A 25,972-nucleotide genomic window follows, 5' to 3' on the forward strand; every position below is an offset into this window, starting at 1 on the left:
CTCCTCGCGCTCACGCTGCTTCGCCGAACGCGAGGTCGCTGGCGAGCACGGCCGCGCCGGCGACGCCGGCGCGCGGGCCCAGCTCGGACAGGACGACGGGCAGGTTGCCGGTGGCCAGCGGCAGCGACCGGCGGTAGACCACACTGCGGATCTCGGCGAGCAGGATGTGGCCGAGCTGGGCGAGCCCGCCGCCGATGACGATCATCGACGGGTTGGTGAAGCTCACCAGCCCGGCCAGCACCCCGCCGACCCGCCGGCCGCCGTCGCGGATCAGCCGGATGCAGGTGACGTCCCCCTCGACCGCCCCCTGCGCCACGTCCAGCGCGGTCACCCCACCCCGGGCGGACAGCCGCTCGGCCAGCACCGGGGACGTCTCGGCGCGGGCCGCGACCGCCGCCTCCCGGGCCAGCGCGGCGCCGCTGAACACCGCCTCCAGGCAGCCGAGGTTGCCGCAGGAGCACATCGGACCGTTCGGGTCGACCTGGATGTGACCGATGTCCCCGGCGCAGCCGTCGGTGCCCCGGTAGACCTCGCCGTGCAGGTAGATGCCGCAGCCGATGCCGGTACCGATCTTGATGAACAGGAAGTCGTCGACGGAGTGGGCCACGCCGCCGTGCCGCTCCCCGATCGCCATGATGTTGACGTCGTTGTCGACCACCGCCGGGCAGCCGTGCTCGCGGGTGAGCAACTCGCGGACCGGGAACCGGTCCCAGCCCGGCATGATCGGCGGGGAGACCGGCACGCCGTCGCGGAAGCTCACCGGCCCGGGTACGCCGATGCCGACCGCGTCGAGCCGCTCGTACGCGCCCTCCACCCTGGCCTTGTGCAGCAGCTCGTTCACCCGCTGGAGCGTCACCTTCGGGCCGGAGCGGATGTCAGCGGCCTCGGTGTAGGCGGCCACCGCCTCCAGCCGGCCGTTCACCACCTCCACGTCGATCGAGCTGGCACCCAGGTCGACGGCGGCGAAGCGCAGGTGCGGGCTCAGCTCGACGAGCGTGGATCGTCGCCCGCCCCGCGAGGCGGCCAGTCCGGCCTCGGCCACGTACCGGAGGGAGACGAGCCGTTCCAGCTCGGCGACCAGTCGCGGGCGGGGCATCTGGAGCCGGTCGCCGAGTTCGGCGCGGGACACCGGGCCCTCGTCCCGGAGCAGCCGCAGCAGCCGTACGTGCAGGGGGTCGACCGTCCGCACCGGCAGTCACCTCCGCATCGGAGTCCGCCACATCGACGATGACGATGTGTGTCGTGCCCGACACAGTAGGAGCCTTCCGGGTCGCATGTCCATAGCTTCGGCACGCACGATGCAAACTTTTGTCCATACGAACAAAAGCATGGCGTGGATCATGAAAAGCAGCACCCCGCCCGTATTCCTTCCGGGCGGGGTGCTGCGGTTTTCGGGTCAACGGGAGTTCTTCCGGTCCTTCTTGCGCAGCTTGCGGTCGTCACGCAGCTCCACGTAGGGCTCCTCGTCGGCCGGGTGCCCGGCCGCGATGGCGCGGCTGCGCTCCAACTCGGCGTCGAACTCCGCGCCGAGCAGGATGGCGACGTTGCTCAACCACAGCCACACCAGGAAGATGATCACGCCGGCCACCGCGCCGTACGTCTTGTTGTACGAGCCGAAGTTGCTGACGTAGAGCGCGAACAGGCCGGAGACCACCAGCCAGAGCACCACCGCGAGCACGCCACCCGGACTCACCCAGCGGAAGCCACCGTGCCGGGCGTTCGGCGAAGCCCAGTAGAGGATCGCGAACATCAGGCTCACGATCAGCAGCAGCACCGGCCACTTGGCGATGTTCCACGCCGTCACGGCGGTCTCGCCGAGCCCGATCGCGTTTCCCGCCTGCTCGGCCAGGCCGCCGGTGAACACCACGATCACGGCGCTGACGAGCAGCATCACCCCGATCACCGCGGTCACGCCGAGGCGTACCGGCAACGTCTTCCAGATCGGCCGCCCCTCCGGCACGTCGTAGATGCTGTTCGAGGCGCGCATGAACGCGGCGATGTAGCCGGAGGCCGACCAGAACGCCGCCACCAGACCGACAATCGCCGCGATGCTCGCCAGCCCGCCGGACTGGCCGGCCTGGTCGATCGCGCTCTCGATGATGCGTCGGATGTTCGGCTCCGGCACCGCCTGCCCGACGGTGTCCCGTACCCCCTCGGTGGCCCGGTCGCCGAGCAGGCCGAGCAGCGAGATCAGCACCAGGACGCCCGGGAAGATGGAGAGCACGCCGTAGTAGGTGAGCGCGGCGGCCCAGTCGGTCAGGCTGTCGTCCTGGAACTCCCGTACGGTCCGCTTGAGCGTCGCCATCCAGCGCGTGCCAGACAGGTCGGCCGGGCTGTCCGGCCCGTCGTCGGGCCCCACCGGCCCCACCCGGTCCCGCCCGGCCGGCCGGTCGCCCCGGTCGCGGGGTGCGGGCCGGCCTCCGGCACCGGGCTGGTCGTGCGAAGCGGGGGCGTCGTCGTGCCCGTCTCGGGCGTCGTCGTGGACGTCGCGGGCGGCCATGGCACCTCCTGATCGGCATGTCGTCCCGGACGACATGCCCTGACGGCGGCGGCGATAACCACCGCGCCCGCAACCGGCCACTCGACCGCCACCCGTCGCCCCGCTCACCCCGTCGGTTGGCGCCCCACTCGGGCTTCCACCGCGTCATGCCAATGCCTTGCTCTGCAGCCACCCGCGCGACAAACACGCTCCGTGATCATGTGCGCCGACGGATGCAGAGCAGCAAGGGCGACGCGGCACCCTCACCGGCACCCCGCCACCCCCTTCCGCGACAGTGGCGACTTGTCGGCCGCCACAAATATCCACTCGCGCAATATCTCGACGGTCGTCACGGCGAGTGGAACGTCATGGGTGTCTCCGCCCGCCGTTGACACCCATGACGTTCCACTCCCCGGAGCCGGCGGCGCGGTTGGGCGAGCGGGCAGACCGGGGCGCGCATGACGACACCGCCGGCTCGACGAAGCGGCGGTGTCGTCGCGGGACCGATGTCACCACCTCGGCGAAGTCGCTACGGGCGTGGTCGCGCGCGGTCCCGCCAGCGGCTCACCCGCCGCTCGACGCCCCGGCGGCGTGGCCGACGCCAGGGCGGACAGCCCGGCTCGGGCCGGTACGGCGGGTGCCGCTCCCACGAGAGGACACCGGACCTATCGACCACGTTCCGTGACGGCAGCAGTTCCAGGGGAACGCGTTTGCATCGTTGCAGAAACCGCCCGCCCACAGTCGTGAGTGAGCTGCGAGAGACCGCCCTCAGCCATTGCGAAACGGTTTCAAGAAATGAGTCCCATGAGTGAGCGAAGCCCCATTCCGTCACTCATTGCAATCACGATCGGCAATGTTCCCACCATGCGCGCTATTCGCGTATCGTGCCCCCTCGTGCCGTCCGTTCGCCCCCCCGACGCGACTCCCCCCAAACCCCGGCCGCCGTCCGACGGACGACCGGGGTCCGACGTGGACGCCGAGGTGGTGCCGCTGCCTCCGGACGACGGGAGCGTGGCCGGCCCCGAGTGGGCCGACGACGGGCCGGGCGAGACGCACCACCACAGCCGGGCCGAACACCACGCCGCGGCCGAGCAGCACAGCACGGACGAGCGGCACCGGACGGACGAGCAGCACCGGACGGACGAGCAGCACAGCCCCGGCGGAAGCGACACCCACACCCCCGGCCAGAGCCTGGAACAGACGAAGGACGCCCGGGAACTGGCGGCCCGGTTCGAGGAGGAGAAGCCGGGACGGGTGCTCGCCGGGCCGGTCGGGCTCCTCTTCACCGGCGTCACCGTCGCGGTCGGGCTGCTGACGCTCTGGCAGGTGTTCTTCCCGCTGGCCCAGGGCAGCAAGTACTACCTCATCTTCTTCCTGGCCGGCATCCTGCCGATGGTTTTCCTCGCGTACCCCTCGGGGGTGCGGCTGCGCCGCACGGCGACCGAGGTGGACGACCGGCACGGACCGACGCCTGTGGACTGGCTGCTGGCCGCCGCGGCGCTCGTGGTCTGCCTCTACCCGGTACTGCCGGTCACCGTCGGCGCCGGTGGCGGCGGCTACGACGCCTTCCTCGACCGGCAGGGCCTGCTGGATCCGCTGGACGTGGCGTTCGGCACCGGGCTGCTGCTCCTGCTGCTGGAGGCGTGCCGGCGCACCACCGGCTGGATCCTGCCGGCGGTCTGCGTGCTGTTCCTCGGGTACGGCTACTACGGCGGGCTGCTGCCGCAGGGCTGGCCGGTGGCGCACGCGGGGCTCGACTTCGGGCAGCTCGTCGACGCGTTCTACAACTCCGACAGCGGCTTCTACGGCACCCCGCTGGACGTGGCCGCCTCGTACATCGTGCTGTTCACCATCTACGGCGCGGTGCTCGACCTGTCCGGCGCGGGCCGGTTCTTCGTGGAGCTGTCCGCGGCCGCGTTCCGCCGCTCCCGGACGGCCGCCGGGCGCACCGCCGTCGCCTCGGGCTTCCTGCTCGGCACGGTCTCCGGTTCCGGCGCCGCCACCACCGTCAGCATCGGCGCGGTGACCTGGCCGATCCTGCGCCGCGCCGGCTACCCGGCCGAACGCGCGGGCGGCATGCTCGCCGCCGCCGGAGTCGGGGCGATCCTGTCGCCGCCCACGCTCGGCGCCGCGGCGTTCATCATCGCCGAGTACCTGGGTGTGTCCTACCTCCAGGTGCTCGGCTGGGCCACCGTGCCGACGATCCTCTACTACCTGGGGATCCTGCTCTCCGTCGAGATCGACGCCCGGCGCTCCGGCGTCCGGCCGGTGGTCATCGACACCGGCTCGGCCTGGCGGCTGCTGGCCCGCTTCGGCTATCACTTCCTCTCGCTTCTCGTGATCATCCTGGTGCTGGCGCTCGGCGCCTCGGCGACGCGGGCGGTGGTCATCGCCACAGTGATCGCGGCGGTGCTGTCCTTCCTGGACCGGCGGCACCGGCTCACGCCCGCCCGGCTGGTGGCGGCGCTGCGCGACGGCGTACGCGGGGTGCTCGCGGTGAGCGCCGTCTGTGCCGCGGCCGGCATCATCACCGCCACCACCACGAAGACCGGCCTCGGGCCGCAGGCCGCCGCGCTGCTGATCGACGGCGCGCAGTCGGTCAGTTCCGAGCCGGCCGTGGTGCTGGCGCTGACCGCCGTGCTCGCCGCCGTCGCGTTGAGCCTGCTCGGCCTCGCCGTGCCGGTCACCGCGTCCTTCGTCATCGGCTGGGTGATCATCGGTCCGGCGCTGCTGAACCTGGGCGTCGCCGCGCCCGCCGCGGCCATGTTCGTCTTCTACTTCGCGGTGCTGTCCGAGGTCTCGCCGCCGACCGCGCTCGCAGCGGTCGCCGCCGCCGCCGTCACCGGCGGCCGGCTGGTGCCGACCATGTGGCAGACCCTGCGGTACGCGCTGCCGGCGTACCTGATCCCGCTGGCCTTCGTGGTCACGCCGACCGGTCTCGGGCTGCTCGGCATCGGCGGCGCCGGGCGGATCGTGACCGCCGGCCTGGTGTCGGCGCTGGGCGTGGCCGTGCTGGCGGTCGCGGCCGGTGGCTGGCTCCCCGGTGTGGGCCCGGCCGGCGCGCCGGAGCGGATCGTCGGCGCGTTCGCCGGACTGGTGCTGCTCTGGCTGGAACCGCTGCCCATGGCGATCGGCGCGGCGCTCACCGCGCTCGCGGTCGCGGGCGTGTACGTCCGACGTGGCGCCGCCGGGCACGCCGGCCACCCGTCGGTCGAAAAATCCGTGGACCATGGGGAGGAGAGAGAGTGGGACGGATCGACGCGAGGATAGTGGCGGGTGTCGGAGCGCTCGTCCTGGTCGCCGCCGGTGCCGCCGGCTGCGGGGGCCGTCAGGACGGCGCGGCGAAGGACGACGCCGCCCGCGAGGTCAGCTGCAAGGTCACCAAGGACACCCGGGTCGGCATCGCCACCGGCAACGCCACCGGCGTGTACTACGTGGTCGGCAACGCGCTCGCCGGTGAGCTGAGCAAGGCCACCGACGGCAAGCTCACCGGGACGGCCGCCGAGACCGGCGCCTCGGTGCAGAACGTCGAACAGCTCGTCGCCGGCCAGTACGACGTGGCGTTCTCCCTGTTCGACACCGCTGTCAACGCGGTGCAGGGCAAGGGGAGCTTCAGCTCGCCACAGCCGGTCAAGGCGCTGGCCCGGATCTACGACAACTACACCCAGGTGGTGGTCCGCGCCGACGCGGGGATCACGTCGGTGGCCGACATGAAGGGCAAGAAGATCTCCACCGGCTCGCCCAAGTCCGGCACCGAGGTCATCGCCAACCGGCTGCTCACCGCCGCCGGGCTGGACCCGGCAAAGGACGTCCAGGCGCAGCGGCTGGACCTCACCAAGACCGTCGACGGCATGAAGGACGGCAGCGTCGACGGCTTCTTCTGGTCCGGCGGCGTCCCGACCGGCGGGGTCACCGACCTGTTCACCACGTCCGGTGACAAGGTGAAGTTCCTCGACATCAGCCCGCTGCTGCCGAAGATGGCCGAGCTGAACCCGGCGTACCAGGCCGGCACCATCGGCAAGGACGTCTACCGGACCCCGGCCGACGTGCCCACCATCGTGGTGCCGAACGTGCTGCTGGTGCGGGACAACCTGGACGCCGACGTGGCCTGCGCGATCACCCGGACGGTCTTCGACTCCAAGGACGCCCTGGCCCAGGCGAACCCGGCGGCGAAGGGCATCGAGCTGGGCAACGCACGCAAGACCGACCCGGTGCCGCTGCACCGTGGCGCGGAGCGGGCGCTGAGCGACCTCGGCGCGAGCTGACCCGAACGGGCCGGGCCCGGACGTGCGTCCGGGCCCGGCCCACCGACCCGACCCGGAGACCCCCGTGCCGCTGCCCCACCCGGCTCGCGTACGCCGGCATCACCGCTCCGCGGACCGCACCGGACGCCTCCGCTCGGTCCGCGTCCAACTGCTGGCCCCGATCCTGGTGGCCACCGCCGGCCTGATCGTGCTGGGGACGGCGCAGACCGGCGCCGCGCTCGACGCGTCCGCCGACGCCGACCGGGCACGCGTCCTGGCCGGCACGGCCACCGCGACCGTGCGGCTGGTGCACGAGCTGGAACGCGAACTGGCCGAGACGGCCGCGTTGCGTCAGCGCGGTGGCACGTCCGGCCGCCCGCTCGTGGACGCGCAGCGCCGCCGGGTGGACACGGCCGTGGAGCGCTACCGCTCGGCCCAGGGGGACGCGCGCCGGGCCGCCCCCGATCTGGCCGGGGTGCTGGACGACGCGCGCGGGCGTCTGGAACAGCTCGCGCCCACCCGGGATCTGGCCCTGGCCGGTGAGCGTGGCGATCCCGCATACGTGTCGCTGGTGGAGTCGCTGCTCGCGGTCGCGGACGCGCTGCCGAGCCAGCTCCGCGACGCCGGCCTGGCCAACCAGGCGCGCGAGGTGGCCTCGGTGGCCGCCCAGGAGCATCTGTCCGCGCTGGAGCGCGACCTGCTGCGGGCGGTGTTCGTCCGGGGTGGACTGCAAAGTGGCGAACTGGCCCGGCTGGGCCGGCTGCGGGGCGCCCGGGAGCAGCGGCAGGCCGAGTTCCTGCGGATCGCCTCCGCCCCGGCGAACAGGGCCTGGTACCGCCTGGTCGACGGCACCGACGTGACCACTGCCCGCCGGATAGGTGACGCCGTGCTCGACTCCGACGGCGCGCCGGGCACGGTGAAGACCGACGGTGACGCCTGGTACGTGGCGCAGAGCGGTGCGATCCGCCGGTACAACCTGCTCGGCCGTGACCTGACCGACGGGCTGGACCGGGACGCGGCAGACCTGGCCGGCGCGGCCCGGGTGCGTGCGGTGCTGACAGCTGGCGCGACGAGCACAGTCGCGCTCGGCTCGCTGGTCACCGCCGTGCTGCTGGCGGTACGCACCAGCCGGCGGCTGCGCCGGCTGCGGGTAGCCGCCCTGACCATGGCGAACCGGGAGCTGCCGGAACGGATCACCGCGATCGCGGCGGGCGAGCGGACACCCGCCGAGGGTCCGGCGACCCGGATGACCGACGGGATCCGGCGTGGCCAGGACGAGGTGGCGCAGGTCGCCGAGGCGTTCGACACGGTGAACCGGGCGGCGTTGCGGCTGGCCGGGCAGCAGGCCGAGTTGCGGCTGGACGTGACCCGGATGGCGGAGGCGCTGGCCCGCCGCATCCGTACGCTCATCACCCGGCAGCTGCGGCTGCTCGACGACTTCGAGCGCGAGGAGACCGACCCGGACGCGCTGGCCCGGCTGTTCGCGCTCGACCACCTCGCCGCCCGGCTGCGGCGCAACGGGGAGAACCTGCTGGTGCTCGCCGGTGGCGAGCCCGGCCGGGGCCACGAGGGCGCGTTGCTGCTCGACGACGTGGTGCGGGCGGCGGCCTCCGAGATCGAGGACTATCCGCGGGTGGAGATCGACGTGCCGACCGCGGCGGTGCACGGCGCGGCGGCCGGCAACCTGGTGCACCTGCTGGCCGAGCTGCTGGAGAACGCCACCGTCTACTCGCCACCTGACGCCCGGGTGCTCGTCGACGGGCGGCGCACAGTCGACGGGCTGGTGCTGCGCGTACACGACCAGGGCATCGGCGTCAGCGAGAGCCGGCTTGCCGAGATCAACGAGCGGCTGGCCGCGCCGGCCACGCTCTCCAGCGCCGCGGCGGGCAGCATGGGCCTGCACGTGGTGGCCCACCTGGCCGCGCGGCACGGCATCCGGGTGCAGTTGCACAACCCCGGCACCGGCACGGTGGCGCAGGTCGACGTACCGGAGTCGGTGCTGACCCGGGTGGAGTCGGTGGCGTCCCGGCCGGTTGTGGAGCGGCGACCGCGCGCCGCAGCCTGGTTCAAGGCGGGGCCCGCCGCACGGTCGGCGGCCGGCTCCCGTGACCTGGTCACCGCGGCTCCGGCAGCCGTCGGCCCGGTGCGCGGGGTCGCCGCCGTCCGCACGCCCGGTGGCGCCTTGCTGGCACCGAGCGCGGCGCGGATCCGGCCGGTGAGCACGCCGCCGACGCCCGTGCCGACCACCGCCGCCGGGCTGCCCCGGCGGCCGGTGGGCGGGCACCTGCCCGAGCAGATGCCGGGCGCCGTCGCGCCGCCGCCGGCGACCGATCTGCTCGACCCCGAAGTGGTACGCGCCCGGCTGTCCGCCCTCGCCGAGGGGGTGGCCAGCGCCACGCGCCGTGCCCCGAACACCACACCCAACGGGAGAAGACCATGACCTCACCGTCCTCCACGGGACTGGACTGGCTGCTGGCGAACTTCGCCGAGCAGGTGCCGGACGTCTCACACGCGCTCGCCGTCTCCGAGGACGGACTGCGGCTGGCGTCCTCGCCGGACCTCTCCCTCGACCAGGTAGACCAGCTCTCGGCGGTGATCAGCGGACTGGCGAGCCTGACCGTGGGCGCGGCCCGGCTGATGTCCGCCGGCCGGGTACGCCAGCAGATCGTGGACATGGACGGCGGCGTGATGCTGGTGATGGCGGTGGGCGAACGGGCGCTGCTGGGTGTGCTGGCCGCGCCCGGCTGCGACCTGGGCCAGATCGGTTACGAGACGGCGACGCTGGTGCAGCGGGTCGCGGAGGCGCTGGAACCGGCGGTCCGCCGGTGACCGGCCGGCCGCTGCGGCTGGTGGCCGCGCTGATGACGGCGGTGCTGGTGACCGCCGGCTGCGCGGCCGAGGACTCCGCCCCCGAGGCGTGGCACGGCGGCCGGATCTTCCTGGCCACCGGCAACACCACGGGCGTCTACTACCAGCTCGGCGGCGGGTACGCCGACCTGATCACCCGCCACCTGCCCGGGTACGAGGCGCGGGCGGAGCCGACCGGCGCGTCGGTGGAGAACATCACCCGGGTGGCGAGCGGGGACATGGAGATCGCGTTCAGCCTGGCCGACACGGCGGCGGACGCGGTCGACGGGCGCGGCGCGTTCGACAAGCAGCCGCAGCCGGTACGGGCGCTGGCCCGGGTCTACAGCAACTACACCCACGTGATCGTCCGCGCCGACGGCAAGATCCGCAGCTTCGCCGACCTGCGCGGCAAGCGCATCTCCACCGGTTCGCCGAAGTCCGGTACCGACATCATCGCCGGGCGCCTGCTCACCGCCGGTGGCATCGACCCGACCCGGGACATCCAGCGGTTCAACCTGTCGCTGCCGGAGACGGTCAAGCGGATGCGGGCCAAGGGCCTGGACGCCATGTTCTTCTCCGGCGGCCTGCCCACACCGGGTGTCAAGGACCTGCTCACCTCCGCTCCGGGCACGTTCCGGCTGCTGCCGCTCAACGAGCTGATCGAGCCGTTGAGCGCGCGCTTCGGCGCGGTCTACACCACCGCGACGCTGCCGAGGGAGGTCTACGGCACACCCGAGCCGACACCGACGATCACTGTGGCGAACGTGATCCTGGTGGCGGCGGACATGCCGGAGCAACTCGCGTACGACCTGACCCGGGTGCTGTTCACCTGGCAGGGCGAGCTGATCCAGGTGCACCCGGAGGCGGCGAACTTCAACCGGGCGAGCGCCGCGGCGACCCGGCCGATCCCGCTGCACCCGGGCGCGCAGCGGTTCTACCGCACCGGCTGAGCGCGAGACCGCCTGCTACGGCGTCCAGTCGCGCCGTAGCAGGCCGTAGATCACCAGGTCGGTGAAGCCGTCGCCGTCGTACTCGCGGTCGCGCTGGGTGCCCTCGTGGACGAAGCCGCACTTCTCGGCGGTACGCCGCATGGCCGTGTTGCCGGCCAGCGTCTCGATCTCCAGGCGGCGCAGGTTGCGGTTGCGGAAGCCGTACCGGCAGAGCAGCCGGATCACCTCGGTGCCGTAGCCCTGGCCACGCGCGTCCGGCAGCAGCGTGATGCCGAGGTGCGCGTACCCGTTGAAGGTGTTGATGCCCCACAGCACGCCGGTGCCGAGGAATGTGCCGTCGGCGACGGCCTCGGCCAGCAGCGACACCGGAGCGCCGGCGTCCGGCTGCTCGGCGGCGCGCTTCTCCAGCCGGGCCCGGACCTGCCCGACGTGGTGCGGCAGGAACGGCTCGTCGTCGGTGACCAGGTGCAGCTCCGGATCGCCGTGCAGGCGGAAGATGTCCGGCGCGTCGTCCGGGGTGGGCGGGCGCAGGCGGACCCGGTCGGTGGCGAACATGCCGCGACGCTAACGGCGGGCTGGCCTGCCGACAACCGGATTTGGCCACCCTACCGACCGGTCGGTAGGGTGGCGGCATGACCCCGCTCGTGCTCGCCACCGCCCTCACCAAGACCTACGGCAGCCGCGACGCCCTGCGCGCGCTCGACCTGACCGTCGCGCCCGGCGCCCGGTTCGTCGTGCTCGGCCACAACGGCGCGGGCAAGTCCACGCTGCTGGAGATCATCGCGACGCTGCGCACCCCGACGTCCGGCTCGGTACGCGTCGGCGGGTTCGACACCGTCACCCAGGCGCGGGACGCCCGGCGCCTCATCGGCCTCGCGCCGCAGTCGAACGCGCTTGACCCGCTCGCCTCCCCGGCCGAGGTGCTCGACTTCCACGGCGTGGCGCTCGGGCTGGGACGCCGGCAGCGGGCCCACCGCACGCGGGAACTCGTCGACCTGTTCGGCCTGGGCGAGCACCGCTCGACCCGGGTCGCCAAGCTCTCCGGCGGCACCCGCCGCAAGCTGGACCTGGCCGTGGCACTCGTCGCCGAGCCCGCCGTGGTGATCCTGGACGAGCCGACCACCGGCCTGGACCCGCTCGCGCGCATCGACTTCTGGAACGAGCTGACCCGCCTCAACCAGGCCGGAACGTCGCTGCTCATCTCGACCCAGGACCTGCACGAGGCGGACGTGCTGGCCACGGAGATCGCGGTGCTCCGGGACGGCCGGGTGGTCGCCCAGGGCTCACCGGCGTCGCTGAAGCAGCGCGTCGGCGCCCGTACGCTCACGCTCGACCTGTCCGGCGCCGCCGCCGCGAACGCGCTCGTCGCCGCCTCCGAGGCCGGGTTCCGTGCCGACCCCGATCACCCGGACCGGGTACGCCTCGCCGTGCCCGACGATCCGCGGGCCCTGGCGAGCGCCCTGACCGAGGCCGGCCACGTCGCCGCCGACATCACCGGTCTCCACCTCGCCGAGCCCTCCCTCGACGACGTCTTCGTCGCCCTCTCCGCCCGCTGACGCGTGCTCCCACCGCGACCCGAAAGGCCCGAACCCGTGCTCCCGCAGGCAGTCGCCTCATCCCGCCGGTCTCCGGCACCGGTCGTCCTCGCGGCGATCGGACGCTCGACCCGCGCCGTGCTCCGTACGCCCGCGCTGCTGGTCGCCCCGGTCGCCCAGTCCCTGTTCTTCCTGCTCGTCTACGCCGGACAGCTCGACGCCGTCGGCAGCACCTACCTGGGCGGGACGAGCTTCACCGCGTTCCTGCTGCCGCTGATCCTCCTCACCGGCGTCGCCACCGGCGCGGGTGCGGCCGGCACGCTGGTGCTGGGCGACCTCACCAGCGGATACCTGGACCGTCTCCGGCTCGCCCACGGCACCACCACACCGTTCCTCGTCGGCCCGGCCGTCGCCGCGCTGGTCGCCGTCGTACTCCAGATGGCGGTGACCGTCGCCGGGGCAACGGCGCTCGGCTACCGGCCGGCGAGCTGGTCCGGCGTCGCCGCGATGCTGCTGCTGATGCTGGCCCTGGGCCTCGGCGTCGCGCTGCTGAGCATGGCGCTCGCGATCCGGTCCGCCTCGGCGTCGGCCACCAACCTGGTCACGCTCGCCGTGTTCGGCCTGTCGTTCTTCACCGGCGTGTTCGCGCCGGTCGACGAACTGGCCGGCTGGATGCGGGCGATCGCCGTCGTCAACCCGCTCACCTATATCGTCGACACCGCCCGCCAGCTCGGCGGCGACGCGGCGCTCACCGCGGCTCCGATCGGCGTCACGGCGATCGCCGTCCTCGCCGTCGCCGGAACCGCCGCCTGCGCCCTCGCCCTCCGCCACGCGAGAGAGAACCGATGAGCCCCACCGACACCCGCACCCAGATCATGGACGCGTTCGCCGAGCAGCTCGCCGCGACCGGCTACCAGGGCATCTCCCTGGTCGGCGTGGGCCGCAGCGTCGGCATCCAGAAGCCGTCCATCTACCACCACTTCCCCGGCGGGAAGGAAGATCTCTACATCGCGGTGGCGGAACGGTACATCCGCGACGTCGGCGGCCTGATCTCGGCGGCGTTGTCCGGCCCCGGCGACGTGCCGCGGCGGCTGCACGCGCTCGCCACCGTCGCCGCCGGGCAGCACGGCGACGCGATCACGTTCGAGCAGCGCATCTACGACACGCTGCCGCTCGTCTCCGCCGCGACCAGCGAGCACGTCTCGGGCCTCTACGTCGCCCTGATGCTGGCGCCGGTGACCCGGTTCTTCGCCGACGCCCGGGCCGAGGGCGCCGTCACCGGCGAACCGGAGTTCCTGATGAACGCGTTCCTGCACCTGGCCCGCGCGGCCGACCTCACCGACGAGACCGGACCCGCCCGGGTCGTCGCGCTCTTCCTCGACGGCGCCCGCCCACGTGCCTAAACTAAGAACTTAGCTAACCGAGGAGGGCGCGCCATGTCGGCTGAGGCTGTGCACTACAACATGCATGACGCCAAGACCCACCTGTCGCGCATCATCGAGCGGGTGGAACGCGGCGAAGAGATCATCATCGACCGGGCGGGCACCCCGGTGGCGAAGGTCGTACCGCTGGTGCGCCGGACCGACCGCACCGCGATCGGCTCCCTCGCGGGGCAGGTGGACCTCTCGGGTGACTGGGATTCGCCACAGACCAACGCCGAGATCGCCGCCGACTTCGGGATCGGCGCATGACCCTGCTGCTGGACACCCACGTCGCGCTCTGGGCCATCACCGGCGACGCCACCCTCGCCGTCGAGTTCCTCGACCGGCTACGCCACGACCCCGATGTCTTCCTCTCCCCGGTCAGCCTCTGGGAGATCACCATCAAGCAGCAGGCGGGAAAGCTCTCCGGTCCTCCCGACCTCGCGGAACGGGTGCGGGACATGGGTTTCCGTGAACTCCCGGTGACCCACGACCACGCCATCACCGCAGGCCGCCTGCCGCCGCATCACCGGGATCCCTTCGACCGGATGCTGGTGGCGCAGGCGATCACGGAGAACCTGACCCTGGCCACCCGCGACGCCTCCATCCCGCTCTACGAGGTCGACGTCCTCAAGGTGTAGGCCTCAGGCGTCGGCGGGGGCGGTGGCGGCCCGCGCCGCCGCTACCAGCCGGGCGGTCTCGGCGGTCACCGCCTCGTCGTCGGGCGTCCCCGGGTCGTAGCGGACCGTCCAGGTCAGCCCGTCGACCCCGGACACCCGCCGGGCCGCGATCCGCCCGGAGCCGCCGGGCATCTCGTGGTGCGAGGTGTACGCCACCGAGCCGGTGACCCGGGCCCGGACCTGGTGCGGCAGGTCACCCGGGTCGACGAGCAGATACGTCTCGGGCAGGCCGTCCGCGACCACCAGGTAGCCGTCGTGCTCGCCGACCGGTTCGGCCGGGGTGACTGTGAGTTCGCGGCCGGACCAGACCGCCTTGAGGATGTCGTGCCAGCCGAGGCGCTCCACCCGGCCGGGCAGCCACAGCCCGCGGTTGCTGGCCACCAGCACGCCGTCGTTGCCGCCCTCGCCGGTGCCGGCGGCGGCCCAGGCGAGCACCCGCTCGTCGGCGGCCAGCGGCGGCCGGTCTGCCGACGGGAGTTTCGGCCGGCGGTTGAACAGTCCCATCACAATCCTCCGGCGGCCTGCTCGCGCAGTGCCCGTGCGTGCTGTTCCAGCGAGAGCAGTTCCCCGAACAGGGCGAAGTACTCGTCCTTGTTGCTCACCGGGTTGATCCGCTGGATCTTGGACTTCAGGTCGCGGATGCGGCCGGTGACCGAACTCCACTGGAGCCGGGCCATGGTGATCGAGACGTACCGCGGGTCGGGCTCGCCGTCGATGCGCAGCGGCTCCACCGCCAGCTCGCCGACCAGCGCCTGCCCGGCCAGGTCGTCGCAGGCGTCGCGGACCCGCTCGATCCAGACCGCGCCACCGGTGGCGGCGGACGCGCCGCCGGCCGCGGCGACGGCGGCGCGCACCGCGACGTGCACCGGGTGCTGGTAGTCGGTCGCCTCGACCGCGTCGAACATCGGGCCGGCCAGGACCGGCTCCTGCAACGCCAGCTTCAGCGCCTCCCGCTCCACCATGGAACGCGGGCTGTCCACGGCGGGCGCGGCCGGGCCGCGGCGTGCGGGTGCGGCGGGCGCACCGGGCCCCGGTTGCCCGTGTGCTGCCGCCAGCACCGCGCGCTGCACCGGCTCGATCTCCATGCCGAGGTCACCGGCGAGCTTGCGCACGTACTCCGGGCGCTTCTCCCGGTCCTTGATCTTCGCCACCAGGGGCGCGGCGCGGCGCATGGCCTCGACCCGGCCGTCGACGGTGTCCAGGTCGAACCGGCTGATCACGTGCCGGAGCGCGAAGTCCACCAGCGGCTCGCGGCGGGCCACCAGGTCGCGTACGGCCAGGTCGCCCTTTGCCAGGCGCAGCTCGCACGGGTCCATGTTGTCGGGGCTGACCGCGATGAAGGTACGCCCGACGAAGCGCTGGTCGTCCTCGAAGGCGCGCAGCGCGGCCTTCTGCCCGGCGGCGTCGCCGTCGAAGGTGAAGATGATCTCCCCGGCCCGCTCGTCGCTGTCGAACAGCACCCGGCGCAGCACCGAGATGTGGTCGCCGCCGAACGCGGTGCCGCAGGTCGCCACCGCCGTCGGCACATCGGCGAGGTGGCAGGCCATCACGTCGGTGTAGCCCTCGACGACCACCACCTTGCCCTGCTTGGCGATCTCCCGCTTGGCCTGGTCGATGCCGTAGAGCACGTGCGACTTCTTGTAGATCGGCGTCTCGGGGGTGTTGAGGTATTTCGGGCCGTCGTCGTCGTCGAACAGCTTGCGGGCCCCGAAGCCGATCACGTCGCCGGTGATGTCCCGGATCGGCCACATCAGGCGGCGGCGGAACCGGTCGATCAGCGAGCCGGAGCGCGCCGGGCGGGAGAGCCCGGCGGTGACCAGCTCGTCGTGGGTGAAGCCCTGCTGACGCAGGTGCTTGGTGAGCAGGTCCCAGCCGTCCGGGGCGAAGCCGCAGCCGTACCGCTCGGCGGCGGCCCGGTCGAACCCGCGCCCGGCGAGGAACTCGCGGGCCGGGCGGGCGCCGGCGGTGGTGAGCTGGGCCCGGTAGAAGTCGACGGCGGCGGCGTGCGCCGCGATCAGGCGCTGCCGCTGCCCCTGCTGCGGCCGGGTACGCGGCGCGGACCTGTCGTCCTCGACGTAGCGCAACTGGATGCCGGCGCGCGCGGCCAGCCGCTCGACGGACTCGACGAAGCTGAGGTGCTCGGCGTCCATCAGGAACTTGATCGCGTCGCCGCCGACCCCGCAGCCGAAGCAGTAGAACACGTTGCGGGCGGGCGAGACGTTGAACGACGGGCTCTTCTCGTCGTGGAACGGGCAGAGCCCCTTGAGGTTGCCGCCGCCGGCCGACTTGAGCGTCACCACCTCGGAGATGACGTCCGCGATGGCGGTGCGCTCGCGGACCAGCGCGATGTCCTCGTCCCGGATCCGCCCCGCCATGACCGCCACCCCCCTCGGCGTACATCCTGCCCTGCCGGACCGACGTTCCGGCGGCCGGGGGGACGGGCGTGTGGCCGACCACGCCCGTCCCCCGGCTCAGGCCGAGCGGGCCGCCGCGGGGTCGCCGATGCGCGGGAACGGCTCGATGGAGAAGACCACCTCGACCGGCACCTCGAAGTACGCCGCGATGCGCAGCGCCAGGTGCAGGCTCGGCCGGAACTCGCCGCGTTCCAGGTAACCCACGGTCTGGTAGTGCACACCGAGCGCGTCGGCCAGTTGCCGGCGGGAGACGCCCCGTTCGGCGCGCAGCACCGCGATGCGGTTGTGCACGGTCTCGCTCATCGCCGCCCTCTCATCCGACCCGCTGCATGGCCCGTTCCCGCCGGGCGGCGACCCGCGAGCCGGACTCCCGGCGGGCCATCCGGCGCAGCACCACAGGGGCCAGCACCAGCCCGAGCACCGCCCAGGCGCCGAGCACCCCGAGCGTCTCCAGGTGCCGCCAGGAGCCGCCGAGTTCGACAGCCGCCAGGTCGGCCGGGAGCAGCGCCGAGCGCATGCCCAAGCCTAGCCAGTAGAGCGGGAAGACCTGGGCGATGCCCTGCACCCAACCGGGCAGGCCGTTGATCGGATAGAAGATGCCGGACAGCGCGATCAGACCGAAGATCGGCATCACCACCAGGCCCATGTTGCGCGGGTTGTCGATCAGCGAGCCGATCACCGCGCCCAGCGGCAGCGTCGCCACCAGCCCGAGCGGCACCACCCAGGCCAGCGTGAGCCACGCGCCCGGGTCACCGAGTCGCAGGCCGTCCAGGAAGAACAGGCCGGGCGTGAGCTGGATGGCCACGCCGATCAGCGAGACCGCCGAGACCAGCACGATCTTGCCGACCAGGTAGCCGAGCATGCCGTCCGGGATCGCCTTGGCGCGCAGCAGCGTGCCGTCCTCCCGGTCGATGACGAGCTGGTTGGCCAACCCGAGCAGGCCGCCGAAGAGCAGGCCCATGCCGAGCGCGCTGGGCAGCGTACGGGCACCGAGGGAGAAGTCGGTGCCGGGCACGGTCGAGCCGCGCATCCAGAACACGGCGACCAGCAGCACCACGGTGGGGAAGAAGTAGGTCCACAGATCCTGGCCGTTGGTGAACGTCGCGCGCAGCTCGATGACGCCGCGCCGCAGCCCGGCCCGCAGCGCGTTCGTGGTCGGGTTCATCGGTTCGCCTCCTGCTGCCACACCCGCTCGGCCCGGCCGGTACGGATACCCGTCTCCTCCTCGTGCACCAGGGTCAGGTACGCGTCCTCCAGGGTGGCCCGGCGCACCTCCAGCTCGCGTATCCGGTCGCCGTGCTCGCGGAGCAGGTCGCGCAGGAACGCGGTGGCGTCGGGCGTGGCGTGCACGTACCGCTCGCCGTCACGGGTCCAGCGCACCTCGGCGTCCCCGGCGACGCGCCGGGCGAGCTGGTCGGGTGAGCCCTCGGCGATGATCCGGCCGCCGGCCAGGATGAGGATGCGGTCGGCCAGCTTCTCCGCCTCGGCCAGGTCGTGCGTGGTCAGCACGATCGTGGTCTCGTCCAGGTCGGCCAGCCGGTGCACCAGCTCGTGGAATTCGCGCCGGGCGGCCGGGTCGAAGCCGACGGTGGGCTCGTCGAGGAAGAGCAGTTCCGGCCGGCCGACGATGCCGACCGCGACGTCGAGGCGGCGGCGCTGGCCGCCGGAGAGCCGGGCCACCCGGCTGCCGGCGTGCGCGCTCAGCCCGACGGTGTCCAGCAGGTCGTCGACCGGCCACGGGCGCGGGATCCGGTCGGTGGCGTAGGGCGCGTAGAAGTCGCCGAGGTGGGCGAGCAGCTCCCGCACCCGCCACTTGCCGTGGTCGCGCCAGGACTGGAGCACCACGCCCAGCCGCGCGCGCCACCGCTCGTCGCCGCGTGCGGGGTCGGTGCCGAGCACGCGCACCGTGCCGGCCGAGGGCAGCCGGAAGCCTTCGAGGATCTCGATGGTGGTGGTCTTGCCGGCGCCGTTGGGCCCGAGCAGCGCCACCACCTCGCCCCGCCGGGCGGTCAGGTCGACGCCGTGCAGCACGTCGACGGCGCCGTAGCGCATACGCAGATCCCGCACGTCGAGGACGAGATCCTCGTCGGGCGGTCGGGGGGACGCGACGGCCCCAGGGAGTTCGACCGCAGTCATACCTCGGAATGTAGCATCTCTACTATAAATCGAGGTATCCCCACTCAACGGCGAGGGCGATGGAACCATCTCGTGACGGGGGCCGGATCCTCCTCCTCGTACGACCGCGCCGCCCGGACCGCCGCGGCCAGGCCGGAGCGGCGGGGCGGAGGCCCGGGGCGGATCATCGGATCGACAGCCATCTCCCGCACGACCGCCACGGCCAGGCCCAGCATCACCACGACGAACGGCAACGCGACCAGGATGGTCGCCTGCTGCAACGCGGCCAGACCTCCGGCCAGCAGCAACGCCCCCGCCACCGCGCCGATCAGCACGCCCCAGAGCACCACCACCCCGCGGTGCGGCCGCAGCGCGCCCCGCGAGCTGAGCGAGCCCAGCACCAGGGACGCGGAGTCGGCGCTGGTGACGAAGTAGAGCCCGATCAGCACCATGGCGAGCACGCTCGTCAGCGTGGCCAGCGGCAGCGCGTCGAGCAGCCCGAACAGCGCCTGCTCCGAGCTGGCACCCACATCCGCGACCAGGTCACGGGTGCCGGTGGTCTGGGTACGCAACGCGGTGCCGCCCATGATCGCGAACCAGACGGCGCTGGCACCGCTGGGCACCAGCAGCACCCCGATCAGGAACTGCCGGACCGTACGGCCGCGCGAGATGCGGGCGATGAACGTGCCCACGAACGGTGCCCAGGAGATCCACCACGCCCAGTAGAAGATGGTCCACGAGCCCAGCCAGCCCGGGTCGGAGAACGCGCCGGTCCGCGTCGACATCCGCACCAGGCCGCTCAGGTAGTCACCGATCGAGGCCGGCAGCACCTCCAGCGTGTAGACGGTCGGACCGACCACGAACACGAACAGCATCAGCACGACAGCGATCAGGACGTTCGTGGTGGAGAGCCACTTGACGCCCCGGTGCAGGCCGGAGAAGGCGGACACGACAAACGCGAGCGTGAGCGCGCCGATGATCGTCAACTCGACGGCCCGGCTGTCCGGCACGCCGGCCACCAGGTCGAGGCCGGCCGCCACCTGGAGCGCGCCCAGGCCGAGACTGGTCGCGGAGCCGAACACGGTGGCGAAGACGGCGAGCAGGTCGATCGCGCGACCGATCGGACCGTCGGTCCGGTCGCCGAGCAGCGGTGCGAACGCGGACGAGATGCGGTTGCCCCGCCCCTTGCGGAACGTCGAGTAGGCCAGTGCCAGCGCCGCGATCGCGTAGATGCCCCACGGGTGCAGCGTCCAGTGGAAGAGCGTGTACTGCATGGCCGTCGCGGCGGCGGCCCCGGTCTGCGGCTCGACCCCGGAGGCCGGCGGCGGCGCGGCGTAGTGCTGGATCGGTTCGGCGACGGCGAAGAACACCAGGCCGATGCCCATGCCGGCACTGAACATCATGGCGATCCAGGCCAGCGTGTCGAACTCCGGCTCGTCGTCGTCGGCGCCCAGCCGGATCCGGCCGAACCGGGTGGCGGCGATCACCACCGCCAGCACCAGGAACGCGTCGGCCGCGACCACGAAGAACCAGCCGAAGGTGCCCACGGTCCAGGCCAGGCCGGACTCGCCGAAGCGGGCCAGTGAACCCCTGGCGAGCACGCCCCACAGCACCACGGCGACCACACCGGCGACCCCGACCCCGAGCACCACCCGGTCGACCGGCTGGGTCGCGGGCCGTTGCCCCATCCGTCCCGTCATGCCCTCATCGTGGGCGGACCGGCCGTATCGGCGGGCCGGAACGCCGCAGGACGCCGGTCAGGCAGCGACGGTGGCGGCCTCCTCGGCCTCCACGGCGGCGTTCCAGGCCGGCTTGGTCGACCGCCAGCCCTCGTCGTCCATGCCCCGCCGCCAGTAGCCGGAGATGGACAGGTCACCCCGGGGCACGCCGCGCTCGACCCGCAGCAGCCGCCGCAGCTCCTTGACCGCCCCGGCCTCGCCGTGCACGAACGCGTGCACCCGGCCGGGCGGGAACTCCAGCGCCCGGACCGCCTCGACCAGCGGCTCGCCGTACGGGCGCCCGGCCCGGTGCAGCCAGCGCAGGTCGACGGTGGCGGCGCTGTCCAGCGGCAGCTCGTCGGGCGGACCGTCCACCTCGACGTACACCGTCGCGCGGGCCCCGGCGGGCAGGCGTTCCAGGGCGGCGGCGATGGCGGGCAGCGCGCTCTCGTCGCCGGCCAGCAGGTGCCAGTCGGCCACCGGGTCCGGCGCGTACGCGCCGCCCGGCCCGGTGAACAACACCCGGTCGCCGGGGCGCAACGCCGCCGCCCACGGCCCGGCCAGACCCTCGTCGCCGTGGTGCACCACGTCCACAGTCATCTCACCGGCCGCGGCGTCCCAGGCCCGCACCGTGTACGCGCGCAGGCGCGGCCACTGCTCCGCCGGGAACTCCCGCTTGATCGTCGCCAGGTCGACCGGGTCCGGGTAGCTCACCCCGGCCGGCGGAAAGGCGAACTTCACGTAGTGGTCGGTGTACGCGCCCACCGGCAGCCCGGCCAGCTCCGGACCCCCCAGCACGAGGCGGATCAGGTGCGGGGTGGGCCGCGTGGTCCGGACGACCGTGGCGGCGGTGAGCTTCTTCGGGCGGTCCGTCATAACGCTTAGGCTAGCCTAAGCGCCGCGTCGGCGGCTCCGTCAGCTCGGTGGCACCAGGCGGGCGTGCCAGGCCAGCGCGGCCGGATCGGTGAGCGAGGCGACCTGGTCGATCACCACGCGCAGCCGCGCGGCGTCGTCCGGCGCGTCCCGCCACAGCGGCGCGAACATCGGGTCCAGCCCGTCCGGCGCCCGGTCCAGCAGCGCCGCGACCAGCCCGGCCAGCACGTCCCGCTGCCGCGCGTAGCGCTCCTCCGCGCCGGGGCGGCGCATCACGTACCGCAGCGCCACGCCCTTGAGCAGCGCGCACTGCGCCCGGATCCGGCGCGGCACCACCAGGTCGGCCTGGTAGCGGCGGTGCGGGCCGGGACCGTGGCGCTGCTGGGTGGCGGCCACCACCGCGGCGACGAACCGGCCGGTGAGCACGCTCGTGGTGGCCTTCAGGGCGGCGAGGGCACGGTGGCTGCCGTCGTACGCCGCCAGCGGGGCGAGCACCGGATCGGCGAGCAGCTCGCCCAGCACCTCACCCAGGTCCTCCGGCGCCTCACCGGAGTAGGTGGCCGCCACGTCGGCGCAGAGCGCCCGCCGCTCGTCCGGGTCGGCCAGCAGCGGGCGCAGGTCGACGTACCCGCCGTGGATGCCGTCCTCGACGTCGTGCACCGAGTACGCCACGTCGTCGGCCCAGTCCATCACCTGGGCCTCCAGGCAGCGCCGGTCGCCGGGCGGGGCGCCCTCGCGCAGCCAGTCGAAGACCGGGCGGTCGTCGGCGTACACGCCGAACTTGCGTTCGCCGGGCCGGCGGGGCCACGGGTACTTGCTCACCGCGTCCAGCCCGGCCCGGGTCAGGTTCAGCCCGGCCGAGCGCCCGTCCGGGGCGAACACCTTCGCCTCCAGCCGGGTGAGGACCCGCAGCGTCTGCGCGTTGCCCTCGAAGCCGCCGCAGGAGGCGGCCAGCTCGTCCAGCGCGTACTCCCCGTTGTGCCCGAACGGCGGGTGGCCCAGGTCGTGCGCCAGCCCGGCGGTGTCCACCACGTCCGGGTCGCAGCCCAGCCGGGCGCCCATCTCGCGGGCGATCTGCGCGACCTCCAGCGAGTGGGTCAGCCGGGTACGCAGGAAGTCGTTCGTCCCGGCGACGTGCACCTGTGTCTTCGCGGCGAGCCGGCGGAACGCCGCCGAGTGCAGCACGCGGGCGCGGTCCCGCTCGAACGGCGACCGGCCGTACCCGGTGTCCTTGGGCGCCTCGCCGACCAGCCGCGCCGCGTCGTCAGCCCCGGTCACCGCTGCCGCGTTGGCGCAACGGCCGGAGGTCGCGACTGCGGGGCTCGCAAAACCGGCTCACCCCTCGCGCTCCCGCAACACGCAGAACTCGTTGCCCTCCGGGTCGGCGAGCACCGTCCACTCCACGTCTCCCTGGCCGATGTCGACGTGCCGCGCGCCCATGTCGACGAGGCGCTCCACCTCGGCCTCCATGTCGGCCGGTCGCAGGTCGATGTGCAGCCGGTTCTTTCCCTCCTTCGGCCCGGCGACCGGGACGAAGACGAGACCGGGTGAGGTGTCGGGCGTGCGGCGGATCTCCACCTCGTCCGGCTTGTCGGTGATCACCTGATAGCCGAGCGCCTCCGCCCACCAACTGGCGAGCCGGGACGGGTCCCGGGCGTCGATGGTCAGGTTCTCCCAGACGGCGGTCATGCGCCCACCCCTCCTGATCGACACGTGGCGGAAGCTCAGGTTACGCCGAGGAGACCGGAAAGGCGCGTCGGGCGTACGCGGGGCCGCCGGCGAACACCGGCGGCCCCGCGCCTCCTCAGCGGGAGTCCGAACCGGTGGTGGTGATGGCTGCGCGACCGGCCTCCAGCCGGGCCACCGGCACCCGGAACGGCGAGCAGGAGACGTAGTCCAGGCCGACGGAGTGGAAGAAGTGCACCGAGTCCGGGTCGCCACCGTGCTCGCCGCAGACGCCGAGCTTCAGCCCCGGCCGGGCCGCCCGGCCCTCCTCGGCGGCGATGCGCACCAGCCGGCCGACGCCGTCGGCGTCGATCGACTCGAACGGCGAGATGCCGAAGATGCCCAGCTCCAGGTAGCGCCAGAAGAACGCGCCCTCCACGTCGTCGCGGGAGAAGCCCCAGCCCATCTGGGTCAGGTCGTTGGTGCCGAAGGAGAAGAACTCGGCCGCCTCGGCGATCTGCCCGGCGGTCAGCGCCGCCCGGGGCACCTCGATCATCGTGCCGATCAGCACCTCGACGCCGCTGTCCCCGACCACCTCGGCGATGATCCGCTCGGCCTCGGTGCGTACCGTCTCCAGCTCCTGCACGGCGCCGACCAGCGGCACCATGATCTCCGGGCAGGCCTTGCCGCCGTCGCGGACGACAGCGACGGCGGCCTCGGAGATCGCGCGGACCTGCATGGCGAACAGGCCCGGGATGACCAGGCCGAGCCGGACGCCGCGCAGGCCCAGCATCGGGTTCTCCTCGTGCATCCGCCGCACGGCGGCGAGCAGCGCCTCCTCCTTGGCGACGTCCTCGCCGCGCTCCTGGGCCACCGCGACGTTCACCGCGAGCTGCTCCAGCGGGGGCAGGAACTCGTGCAGCGGCGGGTCGATCAGCCGCACGGTGACGGGCAGGCCGTCCATCTCGCGGAAGATCTCGATGAAGTCGGCCCGCTGCAGCGGCAGCAGCGCCGCGAGCGCGTCCTCCCGCTCCTGCGGGCCGGAGGCCAGGATGAGCCGCTCGACCAGTTCGCGCCGGTCGCCGAGGAACATGTGCTCGGTGCGGCACAGGCCGATGCCCTCGGCGCCGAAGCGCCGCGCCCGGGCCGCGTCCGCGCCGGTGTCGGCGTTCGTGCGTACCCGCAGCCGCCGCGTGGCGTCGGCGTGCGTCATGATCCGGTGTACGGCGCGGACCAGCGCGTCGTCGACGTCCTCCGGGTCGAGTTCGCCCTCGAAGTACTGCACCACCTCGGACGGCATGACCGGCACCTCGCCGAGGTAGACCTTGCCGGTGGTGCCGTCGACCGAGATCACGTCGCCCTCGTTCACCACGTGCCCGCCCACTGTGAACTTCTTCGCCGGCACGTTCACGTCCAGCTCGTCGGCGCCGGAGACGCAGGTCTTGCCCATGCCGCGGGCCACCACGGCGGCGTGGCTGGTCTTGCCGCCCCGGGAGGTGAGGATGCCCTTGGCGGCGATCATGCCGTTGAGATCGTCCGGGTTGGTCTCCCGGCGGACCAGGATCACCGCCTCGCCCTCGGCGGCCAGCTCGACCGCCCGGGCCGAGGTGAAGACGACCTTGCCGGACGCGGCGCCCGGTGAGGCGCCGATGCCCTTGGCCACCGCCTCGAACCCGTGGTCGAGCTGGAAGCGCGGGAACATCAGCTGGGCGAGCTGCGCGCCGTTGACCCGGTGCAGCGCCTCGTCCAGGTCGATCAGGCCCTCGTCGACGAGCTGCCCGGCGATGACGAACGCGGCGGCGGCGGTGCGCTTGCCGACCCGGGTCTGCAGCATCCAGAGCTTGCCGCGCTCGATGGTGAACTCGATGTCGCAGAGGTCCTTGTAGTGCTCCTCCAGCCGGGCCATGATGCCGAGCAGCTGGTCGTAGGAGGTCTTGTCGAGCTGCTCCAGCTCCTGCAACGGCACGGTGTTGCGGATGCCGGCCACCACGTCCTCGCCCTGGGCGTTGGCCAGGTAGTCGCCGTAGATGCCCTGCGCGCCGCTGCCCGGGTCGCGGGTGAACGCGACGCCGGTGCCGGAGTCGGGACCGAGGTTGCCGAACACCATCGCCACCACGTTGACGGCGGTGCCCAGGTCGGCAGGGATGCGCTCCTGGCGGCGGTAGAGGATCGCCCGCTCCGCGTTCCACGAGTCGAAGACCGCGCGGATGGCGAGGTCGAGCTGCTCGCGCGGCTCCTGCGGGAACTCGCGGCCGGTGTGCTTGGCGAAGATCTTCTTGTACGCGTCGACCAGCCCGCGCAGGTCGTCGGCGTCCAGGTCGAGGTCGTTGTGCGTGCCCTTGGCATGCTTGATCTCGTCCAGCGCGTGCTCGAACTCCTCGCCCGGCACCTCGCAGACCGTCTTGCCGAACATCTGGATCAGGCGGCGGTAGGAGTCCCAGGCGAACCTGTCGTTCCCACCCGCTTGGTTGCTCAGGCCGACCACGCTGCGGTCGTTGAGGCCCACGTTGAGGACGGTCTCCATCATGCCCGGCATGGAGAACTTGGCGCCGGAGCGTACCGAGACCAGCAGCGGGTCGTCCGGGTCGCCGAGGCGCCGGCCCATCTCGCGTTCCAGCGACTCCAGGTGCGCCTCGATCTGCGCGGCCAGGCCGTCCGGCTCGCGCCCGGTCGTCAGGTACGCCTTGCAGGCCTCGGTGGTGATCGTGAAGCCGGGCGGGACCGGCAGGCCGAGGTTCGTCATCTCGGCCAGGTTGGCCCCCTTGCCGCCGAGCAGATCCTTGAGATCCTTGTTGCCCTCGGCGAAGTCGTAGACGTACTTCTGCTCGACCGAATCGTGCGCTGCCACCAGAGCCCTCCCACGCGCGCCATTGACACTTAACGAAGGTTCAGTTCGGACATACCCCGGTAGTGACCACCGGTAATCCCGGCTCGTCAGCGTCGGTGGGCCGAAGGCTAGGCGAACTTCGCGAAACCTGGGAGCGTTCGGTGACTTTCGGCACAACGGTCACCACAATCCGCGTTCGTACGG

The 25,972-nt window shown here is 72.8% G+C and carries 23 protein-coding genes; 10 read left to right on the forward strand and 13 right to left on the reverse strand.

Features of this window, described 5'->3' with window-relative positions; translation table 11 throughout:
- Window positions 1–10 precede the first annotated feature (10 nt).
- Window positions 11–1,189, reverse strand: a complete 1,179-nt coding sequence (locus AB0B20_RS13480) for an ROK family protein (RefSeq protein ID WP_357470598.1) — start codon at window positions 1,187–1,189, stop codon at window positions 11–13.
- Between the two features lie 207 nt (window positions 1,190–1,396).
- Entirely contained in the window at window positions 1,397–2,500 is a 1,104-nt protein-coding gene (locus AB0B20_RS13485; protein ID WP_357388622.1) for a YihY/virulence factor BrkB family protein, read from the reverse strand.
- Window positions 2,501–3,448: 948 nt separating this feature from the next.
- On the opposite strand from AB0B20_RS13485, the gene AB0B20_RS13490 reads away from it, so the two are divergent.
- The 5 genes from AB0B20_RS13490 to AB0B20_RS13510 all read left to right on the forward strand — a co-directional run bounded on the left by AB0B20_RS13490 (window position 3,449) and on the right by AB0B20_RS13510 (window position 10,520).
- Window positions 3,449–5,749: a TRAP transporter fused permease subunit gene (locus AB0B20_RS13490; RefSeq protein WP_357470601.1), complete on the forward strand. Its 2,301-nt coding sequence runs from the start codon at window positions 3,449–3,451 to the stop codon at window positions 5,747–5,749.
- Complete coding sequence (locus AB0B20_RS13495) at window positions 5,725–6,744, forward strand: TAXI family TRAP transporter solute-binding subunit (protein ID WP_357470605.1); 1,020 nt, start codon at window positions 5,725–5,727, stop codon at window positions 6,742–6,744. The genes AB0B20_RS13490 and AB0B20_RS13495 overlap by 25 nt, the downstream gene beginning before the upstream one ends.
- 64 nt (window positions 6,745–6,808) lie before the next feature.
- A complete protein-coding gene (locus AB0B20_RS13500; protein ID WP_357388628.1) occupies window positions 6,809–9,163 on the forward strand; it encodes a sensor histidine kinase in 2,355 nt (784 codons plus the stop codon).
- Window positions 9,160–9,552 (forward strand): roadblock/LC7 domain-containing protein, encoded by a 393-nt coding sequence (locus tag AB0B20_RS13505; protein WP_357388630.1) that lies wholly within the window; start codon window positions 9,160–9,162, stop codon window positions 9,550–9,552. Before AB0B20_RS13500 ends, AB0B20_RS13505 begins: the two co-directional genes overlap by 4 nt.
- The gene (locus tag AB0B20_RS13510) at window positions 9,549–10,520 is read left to right on the forward strand and encodes a TAXI family TRAP transporter solute-binding subunit (protein ID WP_357388632.1); all 972 of its coding nucleotides are present in this window, start codon (window positions 9,549–9,551) and stop codon (window positions 10,518–10,520) included. The genes AB0B20_RS13505 and AB0B20_RS13510 overlap by 4 nt, the downstream gene beginning before the upstream one ends.
- A gap of 15 nt (window positions 10,521–10,535) precedes the next feature.
- On the opposite strand, the gene AB0B20_RS13515 is transcribed toward AB0B20_RS13510, so the two are convergent.
- A complete protein-coding gene (locus AB0B20_RS13515; protein ID WP_357388634.1) occupies window positions 10,536–11,075 on the reverse strand; it encodes a GNAT family protein in 540 nt (179 codons plus the stop codon).
- Between the two features lie 77 nt (window positions 11,076–11,152).
- On the opposite strand from AB0B20_RS13515, the gene AB0B20_RS13520 reads away from it, so the two are divergent.
- From AB0B20_RS13520 to AB0B20_RS13540, 5 genes are read left to right on the forward strand one after another with little or no spacing between them, the layout of a single operon-like run.
- Window positions 11,153–12,076: an ABC transporter ATP-binding protein gene (locus AB0B20_RS13520; RefSeq protein WP_357388636.1), complete on the forward strand. Its 924-nt coding sequence runs from the start codon at window positions 11,153–11,155 to the stop codon at window positions 12,074–12,076.
- A 36-nt stretch (window positions 12,077–12,112) separates the two neighbouring features.
- Complete coding sequence (locus AB0B20_RS13525) at window positions 12,113–12,904, forward strand: ABC transporter permease (RefSeq protein WP_357388638.1); 792 nt, start codon at window positions 12,113–12,115, stop codon at window positions 12,902–12,904.
- Window positions 12,901–13,458: a TetR/AcrR family transcriptional regulator gene (locus tag AB0B20_RS13530; RefSeq protein WP_357388640.1), complete on the forward strand. Its 558-nt coding sequence runs from the start codon at window positions 12,901–12,903 to the stop codon at window positions 13,456–13,458. The genes AB0B20_RS13525 and AB0B20_RS13530 overlap by 4 nt, the downstream gene beginning before the upstream one ends.
- Window positions 13,459–13,491: 33 nt before the next feature.
- Entirely contained in the window at window positions 13,492–13,746 is a 255-nt protein-coding gene (locus tag AB0B20_RS13535; protein WP_043329066.1) for a type II toxin-antitoxin system prevent-host-death family antitoxin, read from the forward strand.
- Window positions 13,743–14,117, forward strand: a complete 375-nt coding sequence (locus AB0B20_RS13540) for a type II toxin-antitoxin system VapC family toxin (RefSeq protein WP_357388642.1) — start codon at window positions 13,743–13,745, stop codon at window positions 14,115–14,117. Before AB0B20_RS13535 ends, AB0B20_RS13540 begins: the two co-directional genes overlap by 4 nt.
- Window positions 14,118–14,120: 3 nt before the next feature.
- On the opposite strand, the gene AB0B20_RS13545 is transcribed toward AB0B20_RS13540, so the two are convergent.
- From AB0B20_RS13545 to ppdK, 10 genes are all read right to left on the reverse strand, one after another.
- Window positions 14,121–14,660: a hypothetical protein gene (locus AB0B20_RS13545; protein ID WP_357388644.1), complete on the reverse strand. Its 540-nt coding sequence runs from the start codon at window positions 14,658–14,660 to the stop codon at window positions 14,121–14,123.
- Window positions 14,660–16,531: a DNA primase gene (dnaG, locus tag AB0B20_RS13550; RefSeq protein WP_357388646.1), complete on the reverse strand. Its 1,872-nt coding sequence runs from the start codon at window positions 16,529–16,531 to the stop codon at window positions 14,660–14,662. The genes AB0B20_RS13545 and dnaG overlap by 1 nt, the downstream gene beginning before the upstream one ends.
- A 96-nt stretch (window positions 16,532–16,627) precedes the next feature.
- The gene (locus tag AB0B20_RS13555) at window positions 16,628–16,873 is read right to left on the reverse strand and encodes a helix-turn-helix transcriptional regulator (protein WP_357388648.1); all 246 of its coding nucleotides are present in this window, start codon (window positions 16,871–16,873) and stop codon (window positions 16,628–16,630) included.
- A 10-nt stretch (window positions 16,874–16,883) separates the two neighbouring features.
- Window positions 16,884–17,735, reverse strand: a complete 852-nt coding sequence (locus AB0B20_RS13560) for an ABC transporter permease (RefSeq protein ID WP_357388650.1) — start codon at window positions 17,733–17,735, stop codon at window positions 16,884–16,886.
- The gene (locus AB0B20_RS13565) at window positions 17,732–18,706 is read right to left on the reverse strand and encodes an ABC transporter ATP-binding protein (RefSeq protein ID WP_357388652.1); all 975 of its coding nucleotides are present in this window, start codon (window positions 18,704–18,706) and stop codon (window positions 17,732–17,734) included. Before AB0B20_RS13565 ends, AB0B20_RS13560 begins: the two co-directional genes overlap by 4 nt.
- A gap of 44 nt (window positions 18,707–18,750) precedes the next feature.
- Window positions 18,751–20,385: a BCCT family transporter gene (locus AB0B20_RS13570; protein ID WP_357388654.1), complete on the reverse strand. Its 1,635-nt coding sequence runs from the start codon at window positions 20,383–20,385 to the stop codon at window positions 18,751–18,753.
- A gap of 57 nt (window positions 20,386–20,442) precedes the next feature.
- On the reverse strand, window positions 20,443–21,279 hold the full coding sequence (locus AB0B20_RS13575; protein WP_357388656.1) for a siderophore-interacting protein: 837 nt from the start codon (window positions 21,277–21,279) through the stop codon (window positions 20,443–20,445).
- 39 nt (window positions 21,280–21,318) lie between these two features.
- Window positions 21,319–22,554 (reverse strand): deoxyguanosinetriphosphate triphosphohydrolase, encoded by a 1,236-nt coding sequence (locus AB0B20_RS13580; protein WP_357388658.1) that lies wholly within the window; start codon window positions 22,552–22,554, stop codon window positions 21,319–21,321.
- A gap of 57 nt (window positions 22,555–22,611) precedes the next feature.
- Window positions 22,612–22,965: a VOC family protein gene (locus tag AB0B20_RS13585; protein ID WP_357388660.1), complete on the reverse strand. Its 354-nt coding sequence runs from the start codon at window positions 22,963–22,965 to the stop codon at window positions 22,612–22,614.
- 115 nt (window positions 22,966–23,080) lie between these two features.
- Window positions 23,081–25,789, reverse strand: coding sequence for a pyruvate, phosphate dikinase (ppdK, locus tag AB0B20_RS13590; RefSeq protein ID WP_357388662.1), 2,709 nt, complete (start codon window positions 25,787–25,789; stop codon window positions 23,081–23,083).
- Window positions 25,790–25,972 lie beyond the last annotated feature (183 nt).

The organism is Micromonospora sp. NPDC049151 (assembly GCF_040648395.1).
Taxonomy (GTDB): domain Bacteria; phylum Actinomycetota; class Actinomycetes; order Mycobacteriales; family Micromonosporaceae; genus Micromonospora.

Bases quoted from the DNA above. Each gene is read 5' to 3' on its own strand.
- AB0B20_RS13485 (WP_357388622.1), bottom strand. From the start codon at position 2,500: ATGGCCGCCCGCGACGTCCACGACGACGCCCGAGACGGGCACGACGAC.
- AB0B20_RS13505 (WP_357388630.1), top strand. From the start codon at position 9,160: ATGACCTCACCGTCCTCCACGGGACTGGACTGGCTGCTGGCGAACTTC.
- AB0B20_RS13515 (WP_357388634.1), bottom strand. From the start codon at position 11,075: ATGTTCGCCACCGACCGGGTCCGCCTGCGCCCGCCCACCCCGGACGAC.
- AB0B20_RS13520 (WP_357388636.1), top strand. From the start codon at position 11,153: ATGACCCCGCTCGTGCTCGCCACCGCCCTCACCAAGACCTACGGCAGC.
- AB0B20_RS13530 (WP_357388640.1), top strand. From the start codon at position 12,901: ATGAGCCCCACCGACACCCGCACCCAGATCATGGACGCGTTCGCCGAG.
- AB0B20_RS13535 (WP_043329066.1), top strand. From the start codon at position 13,492: ATGTCGGCTGAGGCTGTGCACTACAACATGCATGACGCCAAGACCCAC.
- AB0B20_RS13540 (WP_357388642.1), top strand. From the start codon at position 13,743: ATGACCCTGCTGCTGGACACCCACGTCGCGCTCTGGGCCATCACCGGC.
- AB0B20_RS13545 (WP_357388644.1), bottom strand. From the start codon at position 14,660: ATGGGACTGTTCAACCGCCGGCCGAAACTCCCGTCGGCAGACCGGCCG.
- dnaG (WP_357388646.1), bottom strand. From the start codon at position 16,531: ATGGCGGGGCGGATCCGGGACGAGGACATCGCGCTGGTCCGCGAGCGC.
- AB0B20_RS13555 (WP_357388648.1), bottom strand. From the start codon at position 16,873: ATGAGCGAGACCGTGCACAACCGCATCGCGGTGCTGCGCGCCGAACGG.
- AB0B20_RS13560 (WP_357388650.1), bottom strand. From the start codon at position 17,735: ATGAACCCGACCACGAACGCGCTGCGGGCCGGGCTGCGGCGCGGCGTC.
- AB0B20_RS13565 (WP_357388652.1), bottom strand. From the start codon at position 18,706: ATGACTGCGGTCGAACTCCCTGGGGCCGTCGCGTCCCCCCGACCGCCC.
- AB0B20_RS13570 (WP_357388654.1), bottom strand. From the start codon at position 20,385: ATGACGGGACGGATGGGGCAACGGCCCGCGACCCAGCCGGTCGACCGG.
- AB0B20_RS13575 (WP_357388656.1), bottom strand. From the start codon at position 21,279: ATGACGGACCGCCCGAAGAAGCTCACCGCCGCCACGGTCGTCCGGACC.
- AB0B20_RS13585 (WP_357388660.1), bottom strand. From the start codon at position 22,965: ATGACCGCCGTCTGGGAGAACCTGACCATCGACGCCCGGGACCCGTCC.